Origin of the sequence: Nonomuraea sp. NPDC049141, assembly GCF_040648415.1 — a bacterium.
GTDB lineage: Bacteria > Actinomycetota > Actinomycetes > Streptosporangiales > Streptosporangiaceae > Nonomuraea.
Genome location: NZ_JBEZDR010000010.1, coordinates 174,040 through 194,067, shown reverse-complemented (window position 1 = coordinate 194,067; position 20,028 = coordinate 174,040). Strand labels below are relative to the sequence as shown.

Annotated in this window: 19 protein-coding genes; 14 read left to right on the top strand and 5 right to left on the bottom strand. The window is 69.5% G+C overall.

Annotated features, from left to right (window positions below; genetic code table 11):
• Positions 1–80 precede the first annotated feature (80 nt).
• The 7 genes from AB0B91_RS30020 to AB0B91_RS29990 are packed head-to-tail and all read left to right on the top strand — an operon-like array spanning position 81 to position 7,527.
• Positions 81–1,421, top strand: coding sequence for an extracellular solute-binding protein (locus AB0B91_RS30020; RefSeq protein ID WP_358326611.1), 1,341 nt, complete (start codon positions 81–83; stop codon positions 1,419–1,421).
• Between the two features lie 56 nt (positions 1,422–1,477).
• The gene (locus AB0B91_RS30015) at positions 1,478–2,428 is read left to right on the top strand and encodes a sugar ABC transporter permease (protein ID WP_358326608.1); all 951 of its coding nucleotides are present in this window, start codon (positions 1,478–1,480) and stop codon (positions 2,426–2,428) included.
• Positions 2,425–3,255, top strand: coding sequence for a carbohydrate ABC transporter permease (locus AB0B91_RS30010; protein ID WP_358326605.1), 831 nt, complete (start codon positions 2,425–2,427; stop codon positions 3,253–3,255). The genes AB0B91_RS30015 and AB0B91_RS30010 overlap by 4 nt, the downstream gene beginning before the upstream one ends.
• Positions 3,252–4,661 (top strand): GH1 family beta-glucosidase, encoded by a 1,410-nt coding sequence (locus AB0B91_RS30005; RefSeq protein WP_358326603.1) that lies wholly within the window; start codon positions 3,252–3,254, stop codon positions 4,659–4,661. Before AB0B91_RS30010 ends, AB0B91_RS30005 begins: the two co-directional genes overlap by 4 nt.
• Complete coding sequence (locus AB0B91_RS30000; protein ID WP_358326601.1) at positions 4,642–5,643, top strand: LacI family DNA-binding transcriptional regulator; 1,002 nt, start codon at positions 4,642–4,644, stop codon at positions 5,641–5,643. Before AB0B91_RS30005 ends, AB0B91_RS30000 begins: the two co-directional genes overlap by 20 nt.
• Before the next feature lie 43 nt (positions 5,644–5,686).
• Positions 5,687–6,514 carry an aldose 1-epimerase family protein gene (locus tag AB0B91_RS29995; RefSeq protein ID WP_358326600.1) on the top strand — a complete coding sequence of 276 codons (828 nt, stop codon included), beginning with the start codon at positions 5,687–5,689 and terminating at the stop codon, positions 6,512–6,514.
• 17 nt (positions 6,515–6,531) lie between these two features.
• Entirely contained in the window at positions 6,532–7,527 is a 996-nt protein-coding gene (locus AB0B91_RS29990) for an aminoglycoside phosphotransferase family protein (protein ID WP_358326598.1), read from the top strand.
• Here AB0B91_RS29990 and AB0B91_RS29985 read toward each other — a convergent pair.
• Both AB0B91_RS29985 and AB0B91_RS29980 read right to left on the bottom strand, forming a co-directional pair.
• Positions 7,471–9,729, bottom strand: coding sequence for a M64 family metallopeptidase (locus tag AB0B91_RS29985; RefSeq protein ID WP_358326596.1), 2,259 nt, complete (start codon positions 9,727–9,729; stop codon positions 7,471–7,473). The genes AB0B91_RS29990 and AB0B91_RS29985 overlap by 57 nt on opposite strands.
• A 219-nt stretch (positions 9,730–9,948) precedes the next feature.
• Positions 9,949–11,085 (bottom strand): anti-sigma factor, encoded by a 1,137-nt coding sequence (locus AB0B91_RS29980; RefSeq protein ID WP_358326593.1) that lies wholly within the window; start codon positions 11,083–11,085, stop codon positions 9,949–9,951.
• Between the two features lie 118 nt (positions 11,086–11,203).
• Between AB0B91_RS29980 and AB0B91_RS29975 the strand changes: the two genes are divergently transcribed.
• The 3 genes from AB0B91_RS29975 (at position 11,204) to AB0B91_RS29965 (ending at position 14,724) form a co-directional block, all read left to right on the top strand.
• Positions 11,204–12,400, top strand: coding sequence for an FAD-dependent oxidoreductase (locus AB0B91_RS29975; protein WP_358326590.1), 1,197 nt, complete (start codon positions 11,204–11,206; stop codon positions 12,398–12,400).
• A gap of 90 nt (positions 12,401–12,490) precedes the next feature.
• Entirely contained in the window at positions 12,491–13,837 is a 1,347-nt protein-coding gene (locus AB0B91_RS29970; protein WP_358326587.1) for a class II 3-deoxy-7-phosphoheptulonate synthase, read from the top strand.
• A gap of 119 nt (positions 13,838–13,956) precedes the next feature.
• On the top strand, positions 13,957–14,724 hold the full coding sequence (locus AB0B91_RS29965; RefSeq protein WP_358326585.1) for an SAM-dependent methyltransferase: 768 nt from the start codon (positions 13,957–13,959) through the stop codon (positions 14,722–14,724).
• Positions 14,725–14,773: 49 nt separating this feature from the next.
• Here the strand turns inward: AB0B91_RS29965 and trxA are convergent, their stop codons facing one another.
• Together trxA and AB0B91_RS29955 are read right to left on the bottom strand one after the other, a co-directional pair.
• Positions 14,774–15,148 (bottom strand): thioredoxin, encoded by a 375-nt coding sequence (trxA, locus tag AB0B91_RS29960; protein WP_358326583.1) that lies wholly within the window; start codon positions 15,146–15,148, stop codon positions 14,774–14,776.
• Between the two features lie 124 nt (positions 15,149–15,272).
• Positions 15,273–15,860, bottom strand: coding sequence for a TetR family transcriptional regulator (locus AB0B91_RS29955; protein ID WP_358326580.1), 588 nt, complete (start codon positions 15,858–15,860; stop codon positions 15,273–15,275).
• Positions 15,861–15,954: 94 nt separating this feature from the next.
• Between AB0B91_RS29955 and AB0B91_RS29950 the strand changes: the two genes are divergently transcribed.
• Entirely contained in the window at positions 15,955–16,998 is a 1,044-nt protein-coding gene (locus AB0B91_RS29950) for an NAD(P)-dependent alcohol dehydrogenase (protein ID WP_358326577.1), read from the top strand.
• A gap of 84 nt (positions 16,999–17,082) precedes the next feature.
• Complete coding sequence (locus AB0B91_RS29945) at positions 17,083–17,457, top strand: hypothetical protein (protein ID WP_358326574.1); 375 nt, start codon at positions 17,083–17,085, stop codon at positions 17,455–17,457.
• Here AB0B91_RS29945 and AB0B91_RS29940 read toward each other — a convergent pair.
• Positions 17,419–18,117 (bottom strand): helix-turn-helix domain-containing protein, encoded by a 699-nt coding sequence (locus AB0B91_RS29940; protein ID WP_358326571.1) that lies wholly within the window; start codon positions 18,115–18,117, stop codon positions 17,419–17,421. The two genes, AB0B91_RS29945 and AB0B91_RS29940, sit on opposite strands and share 39 nt — an antisense overlap.
• Positions 18,118–18,214: 97 nt before the next feature.
• On the opposite strand from AB0B91_RS29940, the gene AB0B91_RS29935 reads away from it, so the two are divergent.
• Positions 18,215–19,156: an SDR family NAD(P)-dependent oxidoreductase gene (locus AB0B91_RS29935; RefSeq protein WP_358326569.1), complete on the top strand. Its 942-nt coding sequence runs from the start codon at positions 18,215–18,217 to the stop codon at positions 19,154–19,156.
• 49 nt (positions 19,157–19,205) lie between these two features.
• Positions 19,206–19,865, top strand: a complete 660-nt coding sequence (locus tag AB0B91_RS29930; protein ID WP_358326566.1) for a class I SAM-dependent methyltransferase — start codon at positions 19,206–19,208, stop codon at positions 19,863–19,865.
• The last annotated feature ends 163 nt before the right edge of the window (positions 19,866–20,028 follow it).

Sequence of the window (20,028 nt, the reverse complement as noted above, 5' to 3'; positions counted from 1 at the left end):
CTCCCAAGGACTTCCCACCGCGGCCCGGAGCGTGTGCCGCGGTGCACCTCCCCACCCATTCACCCGAGAAGGGGTCCACCATGATGATCCGCAACCGTCGCGGCGGTCTCGCCGCGGCCTCGGCCCTGGCGGCGGCGGCGCTGACCGTCGCATCTTGCAGCTCCGGTGGCACTCCGGCGGCCAGCAACGCACCTGCCTCCTCAGCGGCCGCCGAACCGGTCACGATCCGGGTGCAGACTTTCGGCGGCGGCTCGAACTTCGGCTACAAGAACGCCATCACGAAGTGGAACGCCGAGCACAAGGACGTCCAGATCAAGGAAGAGCACCTCACCGACCAGTTCGAGCAGCAGTACTGGCCGCAGATGATCCAGTGGTTGCAGGCCGGCAACGGCGCGGGCGACGTGGTCGGCATCGACGAAGGCGGCATGGGCCTGGCCAAGGCGCACCCCGAGTGGTGGGCCGACCTGAAGGAATACGGCCTGGAGTCCCGCAAGGCGGACTTCCCCGCGTGGAAGTGGGAGAACGGCGCCACCGCCGACGGCAAGCTGTTCGGCCTGGGCACCGACATCGGCGGCATGAGCATCTGCTACCGCTCGGACCTGTTCAAGAAGGCCGGGCTGCCCAGCGAGCGGGACAAGGTCAGTGCTTTGTGGCCCACTTGGGACGCCTTCATGAAGGTCGGCCAGCAGTTCCAGGCGAAGGTGAAGGACACCAAGTTCGCCGACGGCACGAACACGCTCTACCAGGTGGTCCTGTACCAGGAGGCGGCCAAGAACGGCAACGTCACCTACTTCGACAAGGACAACAACCTCATCGTCGACAAGAACCCGGCGGTGAAGGCGGGCTTCGACTTCGCCACGAAGATGAGCCAGCAGGGCCTGACCGCCAAGCTGCGTAACTTCACCGACGAGTGGGCGGCGGGCACCCAGAAGGGCGCGTTCGCCACGGTCGGCTGCCCGTCGTGGATGCTCGGCGTGGTCAGCGGCAACGCGGGCGACGGCGGCAAGGGCAAGTGGGACGTAGCCGCGGTTCCCGGCGGCGGCGGCAACTGGGGCGGCTCCTGGCTGGCCGTGCCGAAGCAGAGCAAGCACCCGAAGGAAGCCGCCGCGGTGGCGGACTACCTGACCAGCGCGCAGACCGAGGCGAGCATCTTCACCGACTTCGGCAACATGCCGAGCAACACGCAGGCGCAGCAGGACTCGGCCGTGCAGAGCGCGAAGAACGAGTTCTTCAACAACGCTCCCATCGGCGAGATCTTCGCCAAGTCGGCGTCGAGCCTGCAGCCGGTCTTCCTCGGCGTCAAGCACGCCCAGGTCAAGAACGCCATCGAGTCGGTGATCCAGGGCATGGACGACGGTTCGGTCCCCTACGGCAAGGCCTGGCAGCAGCTGGTCGACGACGCGGTGAAGGCCGCGGGCTGATCTCCCTGCCCGGCCCGCACTGAGCGGGCCGGGCTACTGCCGCCGAAAGGTCACTCATGAGTATCGACACCCTCCCGCGGGCGGTGCGGCCCAGCCGGCACCACCCGCCCGGCCGCCGCTGGCGTTCCCGCCTGGACGTCAAGGTGATGCCGTACACCCTGGTGTCCCCGTACTTCATCCTGTTCGCCGCCTTCGGGCTCTTCCCGCTGGCGTTCACGCTCTACTACTCGCTCTACGACTACGACCTGGCCGGGACCACGGAGTGGACCGGACTGGGCAACTACACCAAGCTGCTGGCCGACGAGGACTTCTGGAACGCCGTCACCAATACGGTCGGCATCTTCTTCCTGGCCACCGTCCCGCAGCTGCTGCTGGCGCTGTTCCTGGCCAACGCGCTGAACAAGCGGTTCCGGCTGCGCCTGGCCATCCGGATGAGCGTGCTGCTGCCGCTGGTGACCTCGGTGGTCGCGGTGGCGGTCGTGTTCACCCAGCTCTTCGCCCGCGACTGGGGCCTGGTCAACTGGATCCTCAGCTGGTTCGGCGTGGACGCCATCAACTGGCGGGCCGAGCGGATCCCGTCGTGGCTGGCCATCGCCACCATGGTCGACTGGCGCTGGACCGGCTACAACGCGATCATCTTCCTGGCCGGGATGCAGACGATCCCACGCGACCTGTACGAGGCCGCGGCGATCGACGGCGCCTCGCGGCGGCGGCAGTTCTGGCAGATCACGCTGCCGATGCTCCGCCCGACCATGATCTTCGTGGTGCTCAACTCCACGATCGGCGGGCTGACGCTGTTCTCCGAGCCGACCACGTTCTACAACGGCAACGTCGACGGCGGGTCGCAGGGGCAGTTCCAGACGGTGGCGATGTTCGTCGTCAAGCAGGGCTTCCGCGAGTTCGACTACGGTTACGCCGCCGCGGCGGCCTGGCTGCTGTTCCTGCTCATCCTCATCGGAGCGTTCATCAACTTCATGTTCGTGCGCCGGATCGGGGGCACCAAATGACCAACTGGTCGCCGACCCTCATCACCCGGGTCATGCTGGCGCTGGCCATCGTGCTGTCCGCCTTCCCGCTGTACTGGATGCTGGTCATCGCCTCGCGCACCAACGCCGACGCGGTGGCGGTGCCGCCGCCGTTCCTGCCGGGCGGCAACCTGGGCCAGAACATCGTGGCGGTGCTGAACAACGAGGACGCCCACTTCCTGCTCGGCCTGACCAACTCGTTCATCGTGGCGAGCGTCGTCACCGTCTCGGTGGTCATCATCTCGACGCTGGCCGGCTTCTCCTTCGCCAGCCTGACGTTCAAGGGCAGGAACGTGCTGCTGCTGCTCGTCCTGCTGACGATGGCCGTGCCGCTGCAGCAGATGGGCGTGGTGCCGCTCTACCGGCTGATGGTGAGCCTGGAGTGGACAGGCACCCTCAAAGCGGTCATTTTGCCGTACCTGCTCAACGGGTTCGGGGTGTTCCTGATGGCCCAGTACACCCGCCAGGCGGTGCCGATGGAGCTGGTCGAGGCGGCCAGGGTCGACGGCGCGGCCACCCTGCGGATCTGGTGGAACGTCGTGCTGCCGGCCGTGCGGCCGGGCATGGCGGTGCTGGGGATCAACACGTTCATGCTGATGTGGAATGACTTCATGTGGCCACTGATCGTGCTCACCCCGGACAATCCAACCGTGCAGATCGCGATCACGTCGCTGAACGCGAGGTTCTCCACGAACTACACCTTGATCTTCGCGGGAACGGCGCTGTCCATCATTCCGCTCATCGCAGTATTCGTCGCATTCGGCCGCCAGATCGTCGGCGGACTCATGGAAGGTGCGGTCAAGGCGTGACGACACAAGAGGAACAGACGCGTATCGGGCTGCGCTTCCCCACGGGGTTCGTGTTCGGGGCGGCCACCTCGGCGTACCAGATCGAGGGCGCGGTCGACGAGGACGGGCGCGGCGTCTCCATCTGGGACACCTTCGCCAAGACTCCCGGCCGCGTGCTCAACGGGGACAACGCGGACGTGGCCATCGACCACTACCACCGGTACCGGGAAGACGCCCAGATCATGGCGGAGCTGGGCCTGTCCGCCTACCGCTTCTCGGTCTCCTGGCCCCGGATCCAGCCCGAAGGGTCAGGCCGGATCAACCAGAAGGGCCTCGACTTCTACAAGCGGCTCACCGACGAGCTGCGCCGGCACGGCATCGACCCCTGGCTGACCCTCTATCACTGGGACCTGCCCCAGGCGCTGGAGGACAGGGGTGGCTGGCCCAACCGCGACACGGCCTACTGTTTCGCCGACTACGCGGCGACCGTACACGAAGCGCTGAAGGACTACGTGCATACCTTCAGCACCGTCAACGAGCCATGGTGCACCGCGTTCCTCGGCTACGCCTCGGGCGAGCACGCCCCGGGGCGCCGCGAGCCGGAGAACGCGATCAGGGGCGCGCACCATCTCAACCTCGCCCACGGTCTGTCCGTACAGGCGATGGGCGCGCGGCGGGTCGGCGGCTGCGTGAACCTCTACGCGATCACCCCGGCCACTGCCAGCGAGGCGGACCAGGACGCGGCACGGCGCATCGACGGGCTGCAGAACCGGTTCTTCCTCGACGCGCTGATGACCGGCCGCTATCCGCAGGACGTCCTCGACGACCTCGGCATGGACCTGGACTTCATCCGGGACGGCGACCTGGCGACCATCAAGGCGCCGATCGACCTGCTGCTCGTCAACTACTACAGCCGCTTCACGGTTTCGGGAGCACCAGGCGGCAGAGCATCGGCGGCGGCGGCGCCCACGGACACCGGCTCGCCCTGGGTCGGCAGCGAGCACGTGTCGTTCGTCAACGGCGGCCGGCCGGTCACCGCGATGGGCTGGGAGATCGACCGGGGCGGCCTGCTGGAGGTCCTGTCCAGGGTGGCGCGGGACTATCCGGCCATCCCGATGGTCGTCTCCGAGAACGGCGCGGCCTTCGACGACGTCCTGGAGCACGGCCGGGTGCACGACGCCGAGCGGGTGGCCTACCTGGACGAGCACCTGCGCGCCTGCCGCGACGCGATCGACGCCGGCGTGCCGCTGGAGGGCTATTTCGCCTGGTCGCTGATGGACAACTTCGAGTGGGCATGGGGCTACGGCAAGCGTTTCGGCCTCGTGCACGTGGACTTCGAGACCCAGCGGCGCGTACTCAAGGACAGCGCCCTCTGGTACTCGGAGATCATCCGGCAGAATAGGCGCCATGAACAGACCGACTCTTGAGGCAGTGGCTGCTCTAGCCGGGGTGGGCCGGGGCACGGTGTCGAGAGTCATCAACGGCTCGCCCAACGTGAGCGAGAAGGCCCGCGACGCCGTGCAGCAGGCTATCCAGGAGCTGGGCTACGTGCCCAACCGCGCGGCGCGGGCACTGGTCACCCGGCGCACCGACACGGTGGCGCTGGTGGTGTCCGAGTCCGAGCTGCGCGTCTTCGACGAGCCCTACTTCGCCGGGACCATCAGGGGCATCGGCTCGGCGCTGGCCGAGACGGGCCTCCAGCTGATCCTGGCCATGGCCCAGTCGCAGGAGGAGCACGAACGCCTGGAGCACTACCTGACGGGGCAGCACGTCGACGGCGTGCTGCTCCTGTCGCTGCACGGCGCCGACCCGCTGCCCGGCAGGCTGGAGGCGATGGGCGTGCCGACCGTGCTGGGCGGCCGGCCCGTCGGCCTCAGCCCGTACAGCTATGTCGACATGGACAACCGGGCCGGGGCCCGGCAGGCGGTCAAGCACCTTCAGGGTCTCGGCCGGCGGCGCATCGCCACGATCGCCGGTTCGCAGGACATGGGCGTGGGCGTCGACCGGCTGGCCGGCTACCACGACGCGCTGCGCACCTCGGGCGCACGGGAGCTGGTGGCCTATGGCGCCGACTTCTCCGAGGAGAGCGGCGCGGCGGCGATGTGCGAGCTGCTGGCCGCCGAGCCGGAGCTAGACGCCGTGTTCGCCGCCTCCGACCCGCTGGCGGTGGGGGCGATGCGGGTGCTCAAGGCCGAGGGCCGGTCCATCCCGGATGACGTGGCGGTGGTGGGGTTCGACGATTCCAAGATCGCCATGCATACCGACCCGCCGTTGACCACCATGCACCAGCCGGCCGAGGAGATGGGCCGCCAGATGGCGCGGCTGCTGGTGGCGCGCATCAATGGCGAGGTGCTCCGCCAGCCCGTGGTCATCCTCGACACCCACCTGGTGCGCCGGGAGTCGGCTTGACCAGGAGATATGCTCCATTCGACCCCTGAGAGAGGATCCCTCCGTGCCCCAGCTCGCCGTCGGCGGATACACCGCGCAGATCAGCCCGCGTGGCGCCGCACTCAGAACGCTCCGGCACGGCGAGCGCGACCTGATCACGAGCTGGCCCGCCGCCGGCCCGGTCCCCTATTTCGCGGGCACCATCCTCGCCCCCTGGCCGAACCGGGTGGGCGGGGCCCGCTACCCGTTCGGCGGGCGGACGCACGAGCTGGCGGTGAGCGAGCCCGAGCGCGGCCACGCCCTGCACGGGCTGGTGTCGGGCGTCGACTGGCAGGTCGAGGAAGAGCAGGATGCGCTCGTACGGCTGGCGCACACGATCACCCCGACAGCCGGTTACCCGTTCACGCTCGCCCTGCGGGTGCTGCACCGGCTCGACGAGCACGGCCTGACCACCACGGTCACCGCCCGCAACGAAGGCGACGCCGCCGCCCCCTATGGCTGCGGCCCCCACCCCTGGCTGCTCGGCGACGATCTGGAGCTGCCCGCCGCCAAGGTGCTGGTCACCGACGAAGGGCTGCTGCCCCGGTCCCTCGACGACGTGTCCGGTTCCCCGTACGACTTCCGGCGGGCCCGGCCGCTCGACGGCGACGTGATCGACCACGCGTTCACCGGGCTGGCGGCCGGGCAGGCCCGGGTCGGCGGCGTGCGCATGACGTGGGACCCGGCCGTGCTGCCCTGGGTGCAGGTCTGCACCAGCGGGCAGCTCGGCTACGAGGGCGTGGCGGTGGAGCCGATGACCTGCCCGCCCGACGCGTTCAACTCCGGCACCGACGTGGTGGTGCTGGAGCCCGGCGGCGAGCACGCGGCGAGCTGGACGATCAGCGCCGCCTGACCCCAGAATCAGGACTCGTGGACAGCAGGACGAAACGGCGTTTATCGCCCACCGAGCTCGACGACCTCGCCCGGCGCGCGCTCGGCGCGGGCGTGACCGCATCCACCGAACTCACCGACGGCTACGCCAACGCGGTCTGGCGGCTGTCCCTCGACGACGGCCGCGAGGTGGTGCTCAAGCTGTCGCCGCCGCCCGAGCTGGACCAGCTCAGCTACGAGCGCAACCTGCTGCGGATGGAGGCGGCGGCCTACGAACTGGCCGCCACCGCCGGCGTGCCGGTGGCGACGTTGCTGGGCACCGGGTTCGACGACCCCGTGCTGGGCGGCGACTACCTGCTGCTCGGCGCGCTCGACGGCGTGTCCTGGAACGACGTGCGGCCGGACGGCGAAGCCGGCCTCCGCCGCGAGCTGGGCCGCCTCCTGGCCAGGTTCAACGCCGTGACGGGCGAGGTGTTCGGCTACCCGCACGCGGCCATCACCGGCGGCACCTGGCGCGAGGCGTACCTGGCCATGGTGGGGGCGCTGCTCGCCGACACCGAGCGCTATCCGACGCCGCTCCCCCTGCCCGCCGCGGAGATCGGCGCGCTGCTGGCCGCCGCCGCGCCCGTCCTGGACGAGGTGACCACGCCGCACCTCGTCCACTTCGACGTCTGGGCGGGCAACGTCTTCCTGGACCTCACGGGGACGCCCAAGATCCAGGCCATCATCGACCACGAGCGGGCGTTCTGGGGCGACCCGCTGGCCGAGTTCGTCACACCGACCATCTTCGGCGAGCTGCGCGAGGACGACCCGCTGCTGGCCGGGTACCGCGAGGTGACCCCGGTGGAGCTCACCCCCGCCGCGCGGACCCGGCTCGACCTCTACCGCGCCTACCTCTACCTGATCCTGCTGGTGGAGAACGGGCCGCGGCAGTACCCCGAGGCGGAGTACGCGCGGATCCGCGACCTGGCCACCAGCTCACTCATGGACGTCCTCGACCGCCTCGTAGGACTTGCCCCCGGGACCCGCGGCTAGCTTCCCGCACTGACCGGCGCTCAGGCCGGTGACCTTGTTCGGTACGCCCAGGTTCACCGGCGCGGGCGTGTTGCCCGTACAGGCGAGCGCGCCCTTGACCGTGGTGCCCGACAGGATCGGCGCCGCGTTCGAGGTCAGCAGGGCCGCGCCGCGAATGTCGGCGCCCACGACGGCCAGCGCCCCGGCGCGGTCGACCGTCAGCGCGCCGTCCACCCGCGCGCCGAGCACCTGCACCGAGGCGGCCTTCGAGGCGACGAGCGCGCCGTCGACGCGACCGCCGGTGACGACCACCGAGGCCCCGGCCCGCACGGTCACCGGGCCGCTCACCTGCGCGTGGTCCAGACAGGTGACACCGTCGGCGATGGTCAGCGGGCCGCGCTGGACGCCGGTGACGGTCCTGGTGCAGGCGGGCGGCGGCGCGATCGTGGTGACCGTGAAGCTGCCGGCCTTGCCGTAGTTGCCCGCGCCGTCGATCGACCGGTACTCGATCGCGTGCCGTCCCCTGGGCAGCTTGCCGTACACGAGGGAGTCGATGACCGTGCCGTCCTCGGTGAACGTCCACGGCAGCTCGGAGGAGGTCGGCCAGCCGAAGTAGTTGAACCAGCCGTCCCCGTCGACCCTCGACTCCGAGACCACGTAACCGCCCTGATCGTCGGTCCCGGTCAGCTTCATCGTGAACGGCCCGTTGTAGACGTAGGTGTCACCGGACCTGACGAGCGGCCGCGACAGCTCGTAGCCGGTCTTCGGCGAGGTGGCGTCGACCGTCCAGGTCAGCGTCCGGCCGCCGACCGTCGCGGTGAGCGTGTGCGTGCCGTCCGCCGGCTTCAGCGCGCCGAGGTCCAGGTCGCTGTCGCCGTCGCCGACCCGCCTCCCGTCGAGCGCCCACGCGACCGCCGGCACGCTCGCGGCCGGGTGCGTGGTCTCCACGTACACGACGCCGGTACGGCCCAGCGGCCGGTCCACCGGCGTGGACGAGACGATGCCGGCCGTGACGCCGTCGGGCGGGGTGGTCAGCGAAGTGTCGACGGTCCAGGAGCGGGAGGCGCTCATCGCGGCGCGGATCGCCGGGTCCCTGACGAAGTTCGTCGGGTCGGTGACCGTCGCCTTGACCGTGTGCGTGCCCGGGGTGAGGCCGAGGGTGCGCAGGTCGAGCGCGGCCGGCTTGCCATCGGGCAGGTCCGTGCCGTCGACGTTCCAGGTGACGGTGAGCGCGTGGCCGTTCGGGCGCATCGGCTCCACCCAGAGCACCCGGTCCGCGCCGACGGGCGTGTCCGACGGGGTGGCGTCCTGGATCACCGTCGTCTTGGCGGTGATCCGCTGCGCCATCACCTCCCGGCTCACCTGGTCGTAGTAGTAGCCGAGCGTCTTCATCATCGAATGCCGGCTCGGCCGCCAGATGCCCGTGGTGGAGTACATGCCGCCCTCGTAGCGGCCGATCGGGCCGCCGGACTCGCTGGGCTCGCCGAGCCAGCGCCACCACTTCTTCTTCTGGTCGAGCAGCTGCTGCTCGGTCAGCAGCGTGTGGTGGGCGGAGGCGGGCTCGGGTCCCGTGTAGGCGCCGCCCGGGACGCCGCGCTGGTAGTAGTCGTACTCGTCCTGCAGGCCGCCCAGAGAGTGGCCCAGCTCGTGCGGGCTGATCAGGGCGGACATGGAGTTGCTGCCGGACGCGGTCGCGTAGGAACCGCCCGCGCCGCCGTACGTCACGCTGTTGGCCAGCGCGAGGATCTGCCGGTTGGCCGTGGTGGTGCCGGTGACCAGGTTCGCGTAGCGGGTGGCGGCGGTGTTGTCCATGGTGATCAGCCGCTGGACGCTGTTCGCGTTGCACTGGCCCCAGAAGCCCATGCTGAGCGGGGTGGTCTTCTTCGGCGAGGTGAGCGCGGGGTCGCAGCTGACGCCCGACTCGCCGGAGACGATGTCCACCCGGTAGACGTTGATGTAGGCGCGATAGGACTTGTACGGCTCGATGGACCACATCACGTTGAGGTGCCGGTCGACGTCGGCCTGGAACTTCGCCTGCTCGGACTCGGTGTAACCGTCGCCCATGATGACCAGGTTGAACCGTTTGGCGGGCGCGCCGGTGACCTGGACCGGCACGACGGTGGCAGCGCCGGGCGCGGCGACCGCATCGGCTGCGTTGGCTGGGTGGAGTGGGGGGACGTATAAGACGGCGGCGGCAAGAACCAGGGCCGCGGATCTACGCATGCCCCGCATTATCGGCCCGTTGTTCAGCCGGCGTCTTATACGAATCGCCGATAACTTCGGGATGATCGTTTCCGGACGACGCTCCACCTCCGGACCGGACGGCCCATGCGACCGCCGTACGGGCTGGGCGCCCCTAATCTCCTGCCATACGGCTGGGCGTCCCTAGCCTCCCGCCGTACGACTGGGCGTCACCCTAGAAGCTCGGCCCGTGCGGTGCGGTCAGGCCGTGGGGAGTTCGGCGAACAGGACCGGTTGGGTCGTGGGCTGCTTGGAGCCGCCCGCCGGTTCGACTGTGAGGCCGATGTGCTCGTCTCCCTTGGCCGCGGTGGCCAGCATCGGCGTGGTGACGCCGTCCGGGCGCTGGTTCAGGAGTCCCGCCGGGCGGATGCCGTCGCGGCCCATCAGCCACAGCTCGTACACCCTGGACTTCGGCAGTTCGGGCAGGCCCGACGACGTGAACACCATCCGCCCCCGGGCGCGCGAGACCACGACGGTGCCGCTGCCGCCCGCGGTGATCGACTGCCGTACGGTCGTGACATCGGGCGCGGCCAGGACCGCGGCGACCTCGCCGTCCCTGGCCTGGAGATCGCCCAGATCGCGGCGGGCGTCGAACACCACGACGCCGAGCGCGATGGCCGCCGCCGTGGACACCGCGGCCAGCCCCGCCACCACCCGCCCCCGCCAGCGCCGCAGCGGCACGACCACTGCCCCGGCCGAAGCAGCGACCTCGGGGACCACCGGGCTCTCGGACAGGACCCGGATCGTGGCCGAATCGCCGGACCCGGCCCACTCCTGAGACCGCCCGCCCCCGCCCCCAGACACCGCCTCGCGGACCGCCGCGCCGTCCGGCGTGCGGTCCGGCGGGCGGCTCGCGTCGCGGTCGGTCGCGCTGTCCGGCCGCCGTCTCACGGCCCGCGTCTCATCACGCGGCTGTCCCGCCTCCCAGACCATCGCGTCGCGGTCGGTCGCTTCGTCCGGCGGCCGGGTCGTGTCGTGGAGGGTCGGGTCCCAGGGAGGCGGGCTGTCGGCAGGGTGGGTCGCCTCCCACACGGCCGGGGTCTGTCCCGGGCGGCGGGGGTGCCAGACGGTGGGGGCGTCGTCGGCAGGTAGCGGCCGTACCCGGGCGGCGGGCTCCTGCCGCACCCCGGCGACGGCCGCGAGGACGCGGGCGCGCAGGGCGGCGGGCGGTGGTTCGGCGATCGCGAGTGCGAGCAGCGCGGCCGTCTCGCGCAGGCGCCGCACCTCCGCCCGGCACGCGGGGCACTCCTTCATGTGCTTTTCGAACAGCACCCCGTCGCTGTCCGGCAGCGCGTGCACGGCATAGGCGCCGGAGAAGGTGTGGAGCTCCTTGCTCATGTCGCACTCCACGTCGCTCGGGGGTTCACGCCCTTACTTCGGCGTCTCGGGCGTTTCGGATGGCGGATGGTCTATGCATTTCTCCACAGAGAGCTACAATCTCATCGGGTGATGAAATATGTCCTGTGTAATAGCGGGCGGCGGACCGGCGGGCGCGATGCTCGCCCTCTTGCTGGCCAGAGCAGGCGTCGAGGTGACCCTGCTGGAGAAGCACGCCGACTTCCTGCGTGACTTCCGTGGCGACACGATCCATCCATCGACCCTTCAGGTGCTGGACGAGCTGGGCCTGGTGGAGGAGTTCCTGAAGCTCCCCCACCGCAAGGCGTACGGGGCGGCCCTGATAACCGACGACGGGCCGATCCAGCTCGCGAACCTGCGTGGGCTGCCGGGTAAGTACGACTACATCGCGTTCGTCCCGCAGTGGGACTTCCTGAAGCTCATCACGTCGGCGGCCCAGAAGTACCCGACGTTCCGCCTGCTCATGGAGTCCGAGGCGACCGGCCTGATCCGCGAGGGCGGCGCGGCGCGCGGGCTGCGATATCGCGATAAATCGGGCGAGCATGAGATCAGGGCGGAGCTGACCGTGGCCGCGGACGGCCGTGGTTCGACCCTGCGCGCGGCGGCCGGGCTGGTGCCACAGGAGTTCGGCGCGCCGATGGACGTCCTGTGGTTCCGGCTGCCGCGGGTCGAGAGCGACCCCGACCAGACGTTCCTGCGGATCTCGACCGGCCACATGATGGTCGGCATCAACAGGGAGACCTACTGGCAGCTCGCCTACATCATTCCCAAGGGCGGCTTCGACCGGCTGGCCGAGCGGGGCATCGACGCGTTCCGCCAGCCGGCGGCGCGGCTGCTGCCGTGGCTCGGGGACCGCATCGGACAGATCACGAGCTATGACGACGTCAGCATGCTCACCGTGGCGATCAACCGGCTCCGCCGCTGGCATCGGCCCGGGTTCCTGGCCATCGGCGACGCGGCGCACGCGATGTCACCGATGTTCGGCGTCGGCATCAACCTGGCGGTGCAGGACGCGGTCGCCACAGCCAATCTGCTGGCGGCGCCGCTGGGGGCGGGCCTGCCCATCCCGGAGGCTCTGCTGCACCGGCTGCAGCGCCGCCGCCTGCTGCCCACCAGGGTCACGCAGGCCGTGCAGCGTGTGGCGCAGGACCGGCTGATCGGCCCGACGATCAACGGTCAGGTGGCGCCGCCCCGCATCCCGGCCAACCTGCCGCGCAATCCGCTGGTCGGCGGGGTGGTCCGTCGCTTCCTCGGTCTGGGAGTGCGCCCGGAGCACGTGATGACGCCCGAACGCTGACCCCGCTCGGCCCGTCCGGGCGCGGGTCCGTTCTCACAACGTGGACATCGGGGTCGGCGACCGCGAGCCGGTAGCATACCCTCGTATGTCGTGAGCGCACTGAGCAATCCCGAGGAACTCGATTCCTGGCGAGCCCTGCCGGCGGCCCAGCAGCCTGACTGGCCCGACCGCAGCGAGCTCGAGAAGGTCGTCGCCGAGCTCGGCGGCCTGCCCCCACTCGTCTTCGCCGGCGAGTGCGACCAGCTCAAGGAGCAGCTGGCCGCCGTCGCGCGAGGCGAGGCGTTCGTGCTGCAGGGCGGTGACTGCGCCGAGACGTTCGCCGGAGCGACCGCCGACAATGTGCGCAACAAGCTCAAGACGCTGTTGCAGATGGCGATCGTGCTGACGTACGCCGCCAAGGTGCCGGTGGTGAAGATCGGCCGCGTGGCCGGGCAGTTCGCCAAGCCGCGGTCCAAGGGCACCGAGACGCGTGACGGCCTGGAGCTGCCCGCCTACCGGGGCGACATGGTCAACGGGTTCGCCTTCACCGCCGAGTCGCGCAACCCCGACCCGTGGCGGCTGCTGAAGGCCTACCACTCCTCGGCCGTGACGCTCAACCTGGCCCGCGCGTTCACCAAGGGCGGCTACGCCGACCTGCGCCAGGTGCACGCCTGGAACCAGGACTTCGTGGGCGAGTCCCCGGCCGGTCGCCGCTACGAGCAGCTGGCCAGGGAGATCGACCAGGCGCTCGCGTTCATGCGCGCCTGCGGGGCCGACCCGGAGGAGTTCCACACGGTCGAGTTCTACTCCTCGCACGAGGCGCTGATCCTCGACTACGACCGGGCGCTCACGCGTATCGACTCGCGGACCGGCAAGCCGTACGACGTGTCGGCGCACATGGTCTGGATCGGCGAGCGCACCCGTCAGCTCGACGGCGCGCACGTCGACTTCTTCTCCCGCATCCGCAACCCCATCGGCGTCAAGCTCGGCCCGACCACCACGCCCGCCGAGGCGCTGGCGCTGGTCGAGAAGCTCAACCCCGAGAACGAGCCGGGACGGCTCACGTTCATCACCCGCATGGGCGCCTCCAAGATCCGCGAGCACCTGCCCGCGCTGGTCAAGGAGGTCACCGCGGCGGGCGCGCAGGTCGCCTGGATCTGCGACCCGATGCACGGCAACACGTGGGAGGCGCCGAGCGGCCACAAGACGCGCCGCCTCGACGACGTGCTCGACGAGGTGACGGGTTTCTTCGAGGTGCACCGCTCGCTCGGCACGCATCCCGGGGGCATCCACATCGAGTTCACCGGCGACGACGTGACGGAGTGCGTGGGCGGCGGCCACGAGATCGTCGAAGACGACCTGTCGCGCCGCTACGAGACGGCCTGCGACCCGCGGCTCAACCGCGGCCAGTCGCTCGACCTCGCGTTCCGGGTGGCTGAGCTCTACCGCTCCAGCTGAGTACGACCGGCAGCCCTGGTTGACCCGGGGCTGCCAGAGCATTCTTCGGTCATGCCCGGCCGCCATCTCCTAGGATCGCCCTGATAAAGGTGAAAAATCCTCAACTCTCGGGAGAGATCGTGGACAGGGCCCCGGATGGCGTGGACCCGAGCGTGCCCAACGTCGCCCGGATGTATGACTACTTCCTGGATGGCAAGGACAACTTCGCCGTCGACCGGGCCGCGGCCGAGCAGATCTTGACGCTGTTCCCCGGCACCCGGGAGTCCGCCAGGGCCAATCGGGCCTTCCTCCGCCGGGCCGTACATCATCTGGTCGAGTCAGGCATCGAGCAGATCGTGGACCTGGGCGCGGGGCTGCCCACCCAGGGCAACACGCATGAGATCGCACCCGAGGCGCATGTCGTCTACGTCGACTACGACCCCGTGGTGTGCACGCATGGGCGGGCCCTGCTGACGGGCGCGCAGGTGGACTTCGTCGAGGCCGACATCAGGGACACCGGCGCGCTGCTGGAGGTCCTGGGCGAGACGATCGACTTCGGCCGGCCGGTGGCGTTCCTGATGCTGGCCGTGCTGCACTTCCTCCCCGACGAGGCCGCGTACGGGATCGTCGGCAGGCTCCGTGACGCCGGTCCGGCGGGCAGTTACCTGGTCGTCAGCCACGCCGTGGACGCCAAGCCGGACACCACCCCGCAGGCGCTGGAGATCTACGAGCGCGCGACGGCCGCGCTCAACCTCCGGACGCCCGAGGAGATCGCCCGCTTCTTCGACGGCTACGAACTGGCCGAGCCCGGCCTGGTCTACCCCCAGGAGTGGCGCCCCGACACCGACGAACCGCTGCTTGAGGCCGCCACCAACGTCGGCTACGCGGGCGTCGGCCGCAAGCCCTAGCAGGCGCACAAGAAAAGCCCCGCTGATGCGGCGGGGCTTCGTGGTGCGGTCAGTTCTGCTCGGCGCTCTTCAGCTCCTCATTGAGCTCGGCCCTGATCGCCTCCATGTCGAGGGCGCGGACCTGGCTGATCAGGTCTTCGAGCGCGGGCGCCGGGATCGCGCCGGGCTGCGCGTAGACCACGATGCCGTCCCGGATCGCCATGAGCGTCGGGATCGAGCTGATGTCGAAGCCCTGGGCGAGCGCCTGCTCCGCATCGGTGTCGATCTTGCCGAAGGTGATGTCCTCGTGCTTGTCGGACGCCTTCTCGAAGATCGGCCCGAACATCTTGCACGGGCCGCACCATTCGGCCCAGAAGTCGAGCAGGACAATCCCCTTGTCGGCGATGTCGTTGAAGTTCTTCTCGGTTACCTCGATGCTCGCCACCAGTGGCTCCTCGTATCGTCGAGTGAAGTCGGTATGTCATCTCAAGGTGCAAACCTGTCAACCACGTACCCGCCACCAGCATTCCATGTCCACAGCCCGGGCGGCCCACGTCACACCCACGCGGTCATGAACCGGTCGTCACGGCGCGCCTGACACTCTCGCGGAGCAGGGCGCGACGCCGCTCGTGCAGCTCCGGGGGCTCCTCGGCGGTGGCGGCGTAGACGTTGCTGACCGGTGACCAGGCCATGGACATCGCGATGACCATGGCCATCACGTCGAACGGGTCACCCGGTCTGACGATGCCCGCGGCCTGCGCCTCGGCGATCGCGTTCAGCTTGTGGTCGTTGAGACCGTCGGCCTCGACGAGGTGACCGGCGGGGCGTCGCTCCAAGCGTGCCCAGGTGGCCAGCCGGATGAGGTCGGGGCGGCGGAGGTATTCGTCGTAGAGGCGCACGGCCCAGTCCGCGAGGTCGGTGGCGTCGATCGGGACGACGTTCACGATCCGCTCCAGCGAACCGAAGAAGATGGCGTCGAACAGCCCTTCCTTGCTGCCGAAGTAGGCGTAGAGCTGCGCCTTGTTGGTGCGTGCGGCGGCCACGATCCGCTCGATGCGCGCCCCGGCGATCCCGTACTCGGCGAACTCCCGGGTCGCGACGTCGAGGATGCGACCGCGCGTCGCGACGCCACGGGAGGTCAGAGGCTGATCGACCATGCGGCCAGGCTATCAAACAGAACAGTCGGTTTGCTTAGCGGTCGGCCCATGGCTAGTCTCAAATAGACCGAACAGTCTGTTTAAAGGAGTCGACATGAGGACCACAGTGGGCTGGCGAGCGGACGGCCCCGCGACGACGCTGCGGCGGATGTCTCTCGAACGGCGCGACCTGCGTCCTGACGACATCGCGGTACGCGTGGACTACTGCGGCGTCTGCCACACCGACCTGCACGCCGTTCACGCCCATACCGGTGAGAGCAACGCGGCCCTGGTGCCGGGCCACGAGTTCACGGGAGTGGTAACCGAGGTCGGGTCCGAGGTCACCCGTTTCACCGCCGGCGACCCGGTCGCGGTCGGCAACATCGTCGACTCGTGTGGCGTGTGCGCCATGTGCCGGGTCGGCCAGGAGAACTTCTGCCACGAGTTCCCGACCCTGACCTACGGTGGCACCGACCGCCACGACGGATCGACCACTTTGGGGGGTTACTCCCGCGAGTACGTCGTCCGCGACCAGTTCGCCTACCTCCTCCCCGCCGGCCTCGACCCTGCCGCCGCGGCCCCGCTGCTCTGCGCCGGAATCACCGTCTGGGAGCCGCTGCGCGCACTCGGCGTGGGGCCAGGCACCCGCGTCGCCGTGGCGGGGCTTGGCGGCCTGGGGCATCTCGCGGTCAAACTCGCCGTGGCACTCGGCGCCGGCACCACGGCCATCAGCCGCTCGGCGGACAAAGCCGACGACGCCCGTCGACTCGGCGCCCACGACCTCATCGTCTCCACGGATCCGGCACAACTGGCCGACGCGCGGGAACGATTCGACGTCGTCATCGACACCATCTCCGCCCCCCACGATCTCGGCCCCTACCTGCGACTCGTTGCCATGGACGGGACGCTCAGCCACGTCGGCCACCTCGGACCGGTCACCGTGCAGATCACCGAACTGCTCGTAGGACGTAAGAAACTCAGCTCCGCGGGCAGCGGTGGCCGGCCCGCGACCGCCGCCATGCTGGACTTCTGCGCCGAGCACGGCATCACCGCCGACATCGAACTTCTCCCCTCAGCGCGAGTGAACGAAGCCCTCGACCGCCTCCAGCGCAACGACGTCCGCTACCGCTTCGTGCTCGACCTGTCCGACCTGTCCTGAACGGGCTTGTGGGCACACGCTTTCTGCCAGAAGATCGATTCCCTGAACAGCTCCACCGGCTCGTCCGTCCGGAGAGGAAGCGCTGTGGGCATCGATCGACATCCGCTGAGTGATCTGGAGAGATCTCTCGTCACCGTCGCCGGCGAATACGGCTTCCAGCTCACGCACGTGGTGAAGTACTACTGCGAGCTGGAACAACCCGACCGAGGCATAGTCGTCTACCTCGACCGGAAACGCACGCCGTCGAACGTGATCGCGGTGCTGATCCATCCGGAGACCGACCTGGCCCGGCTGTTCGACCTGATGGGGGCGACGATCCCCGCCGACTTCAGGCATGGCACGAACATGCGCCGATTCCCGAAGAGGCTGCACACCGGCAAGCAGCCGATCACCTACGGATACTCCATCGAGTGTGATGATTCAGGCGTCTTCGGCCGCCTGCTCCATCGTCTCGCTTGACGCCGGACCCGCCGGCGACATGGCACCGATGCTCTCCGCGCCCTCCTGCCTTCCGGCGCGCAGGGCGTCCAGCAGGTAGTTGAGCAGACGTTCGACCTGATCGGCGTCCAGGGCCGCCATGGCCGCACCGTGCGCGGCGACCAGGACGTCCAGTGGCTCAACGCCCTGCCGGAGTAGGCCGTCCCGTACCCCTGCGTCGAGGAGCCGGCTCACCGCGTCGAGCGCACGGACCCTGGCGCCCGGGAAGGCGACGGCGTTCGCGCCGGTCGCCGCCGTGGCACCGCGGCTTGGGCCGCATGGCCTGGCCGGCGGGGTCGTTGCGCGCCGCAGAGCCTGCGCGAGGCCGTGCTTGGCGGTCAGGTAGTCCACCCATCGTCCGAGCCAGAGGCGTAGCGCCTCGTCCGCGGGCATCGTGCCGAGCACCTCGTCCGCCGAATCGCAGACCCGCGCGAGCTCGCTCGCGTGCGCGGCCTCGATGAGGTCCTCTCGCGTCGGGAAATGCCGGTACAGGGTGCCGATGCCCACGCCGGCCTCTTTCGCGATGCCTTTCAGCGAGGCTCCGGGACCTTCGCGGGCAAAGGCGCGGGTCGCGATCCGCAGGAGCCGTTCACGGTTCGCCCGGGCATCGGCTCGGGGCTGTCTGGGGTCCTTCGCGGCCATTGATCGCTTCCTGGGAGTATGTAACCGGAGCCGGGTCCGCTTATAGTGGAGCTAACCGGACCCGACTCCGTTTAATCCTATGCGAAGGAACATCCGCATGAACACCGACCACGTCACGACCCCTTTCGGACCGGCCACGACCGCCGAGGAGACCGTCGAGGGCGTCGACCTGTCCGCCAAGAAGGCCATCGTGACGGGAGCGTCGTCGGGAATCGGCGTGGAGACCGCGCGGGTGCTCGCCAAGGCCGGCGCCGACGTCACCCTCGCGGTCCGCGACACCGCCGAGGGCGAGAGAGTCGCCACCGGCATCGTGGCGTCCACCGGCAACGCGCGCGTGCACGTCGCGTTCCTGGACCTGTCGGCCCGCGACTCGATCGACGCCTTCGTCGCCTCATGGCGGGGTCCGCTCGACATCCTGGTCGACAACGCCGGCATCATGGCCACCCCCGAGCGGCGCACCGCCGAGGGGTGGGAGCTGCAGTTCGCCACCAACCATCTCGGCCACTTCGCCCTCACCGCCGGACTGCACGACGCCCTCGCGGCCGCCGGGCACGCCCGCGTCGTCGTGGTGAGCTCCGTGGGCCACGTCAACGGGGACATCATCTGGGACGACATCAACTTCGAGCACCACCCGTACGACGAGTGGAAGGCCTACAGCCAATCCAAGACGGCGAACATCCTGTTCGCCGTCGAAGCCGCCAGGCGCTGGGCCGGCGATGGCATCGCGGTCAACGCGCTCAACCCCGGCCGCATCTGGAGCACCGGCCTGTCGCGGCACATGTCCGCCCCACCCGCATCATTCGAGCCCGAATCCAGCGACGGCGTGACGGTCAAGAACATCGCCCAGGGTGCGGCCACCTCGACCCTCCTGGCCGCCTCACCCCTCGTCGAAGGCGTGACCGGACAGTACTTCGAGGACTGCCGACCGGCCGCTCCGCACACACCCGGACTCCGGCGCGGCTTCGCGTCATACGCCGTCGACCCCGACGCCGCCGCCCGCCTCTGGCAGGTGTCCGTCGCCATGATCGACAACGCCTGACGCTCCCGCTGCACCGGCGCTTGTCGGTGTCGGCTGGCATGATCTGCCGATGACGGAAAACAGTGCTTTGATCGCATCGTTCTGGGATGCTTCCGCCGTTTCCTTCGACGAAGAGGCCGATCACGGCCTTCGGGAGCCCCATGTCCGAGCGGCGTGGGCAGAACGCATGCGCTCGTGGCTGCCTCCTTCACCCGCCGATGTCCTGGACCTGGGGTGCGGCACCGGCTCGTTGTCCTTGCTCCTCGCCGAGCAGGGCCACCGGCCGATCGGGGTGGATCTGGCGCCGCTGATGGTCGAACAGGCCCGCCACAAGCTCACGGAGGCCGGCTTCGATGCCGTGATGATGGTAGGCGACGCGAGCAGCCCGCCCGCGCAGGCGGGAACGTCCTTCGACGTGATCCTGTCCCGTCACCTGCTGTGGACCTTGCCCGCCCCCGAAAAGGCGCTGCGCCGATGGGTCGATCTGCTGCGTCCTGGCGGGCGTCTGGTGCTCATCGAGGGCCGCTGGGCAACTGCCGAACCGAGTGAGGACCACTCCTATCCAGGAGAAACCGCAGGGATGCCGTGGATGGGCGGGGTCGAGGCCGAGCGGCTCATGCAGGCGCTGCGACCGATGGTACGGACTTCGCGCGTCGAGCCACTGCTCGATCCCGCTCTGTGGGGACGGTCCATCCAGGACGAGAGATATGCCGTTGTCGCCTTCGCGTAGCCACCGCGTTTCTATCGCAGATGGCTCACCGAAGCGATCTCTATTGCGAGGTCCAGGAGGCCGCTCGGCCTGCAGAAGCCCGAGCTCCGTCAACCCGGGATCACCCGGTTGTCGCGTCTTCTCACCATGCTGGACCAGATAGAAGACCGGATCACGTCCGTGG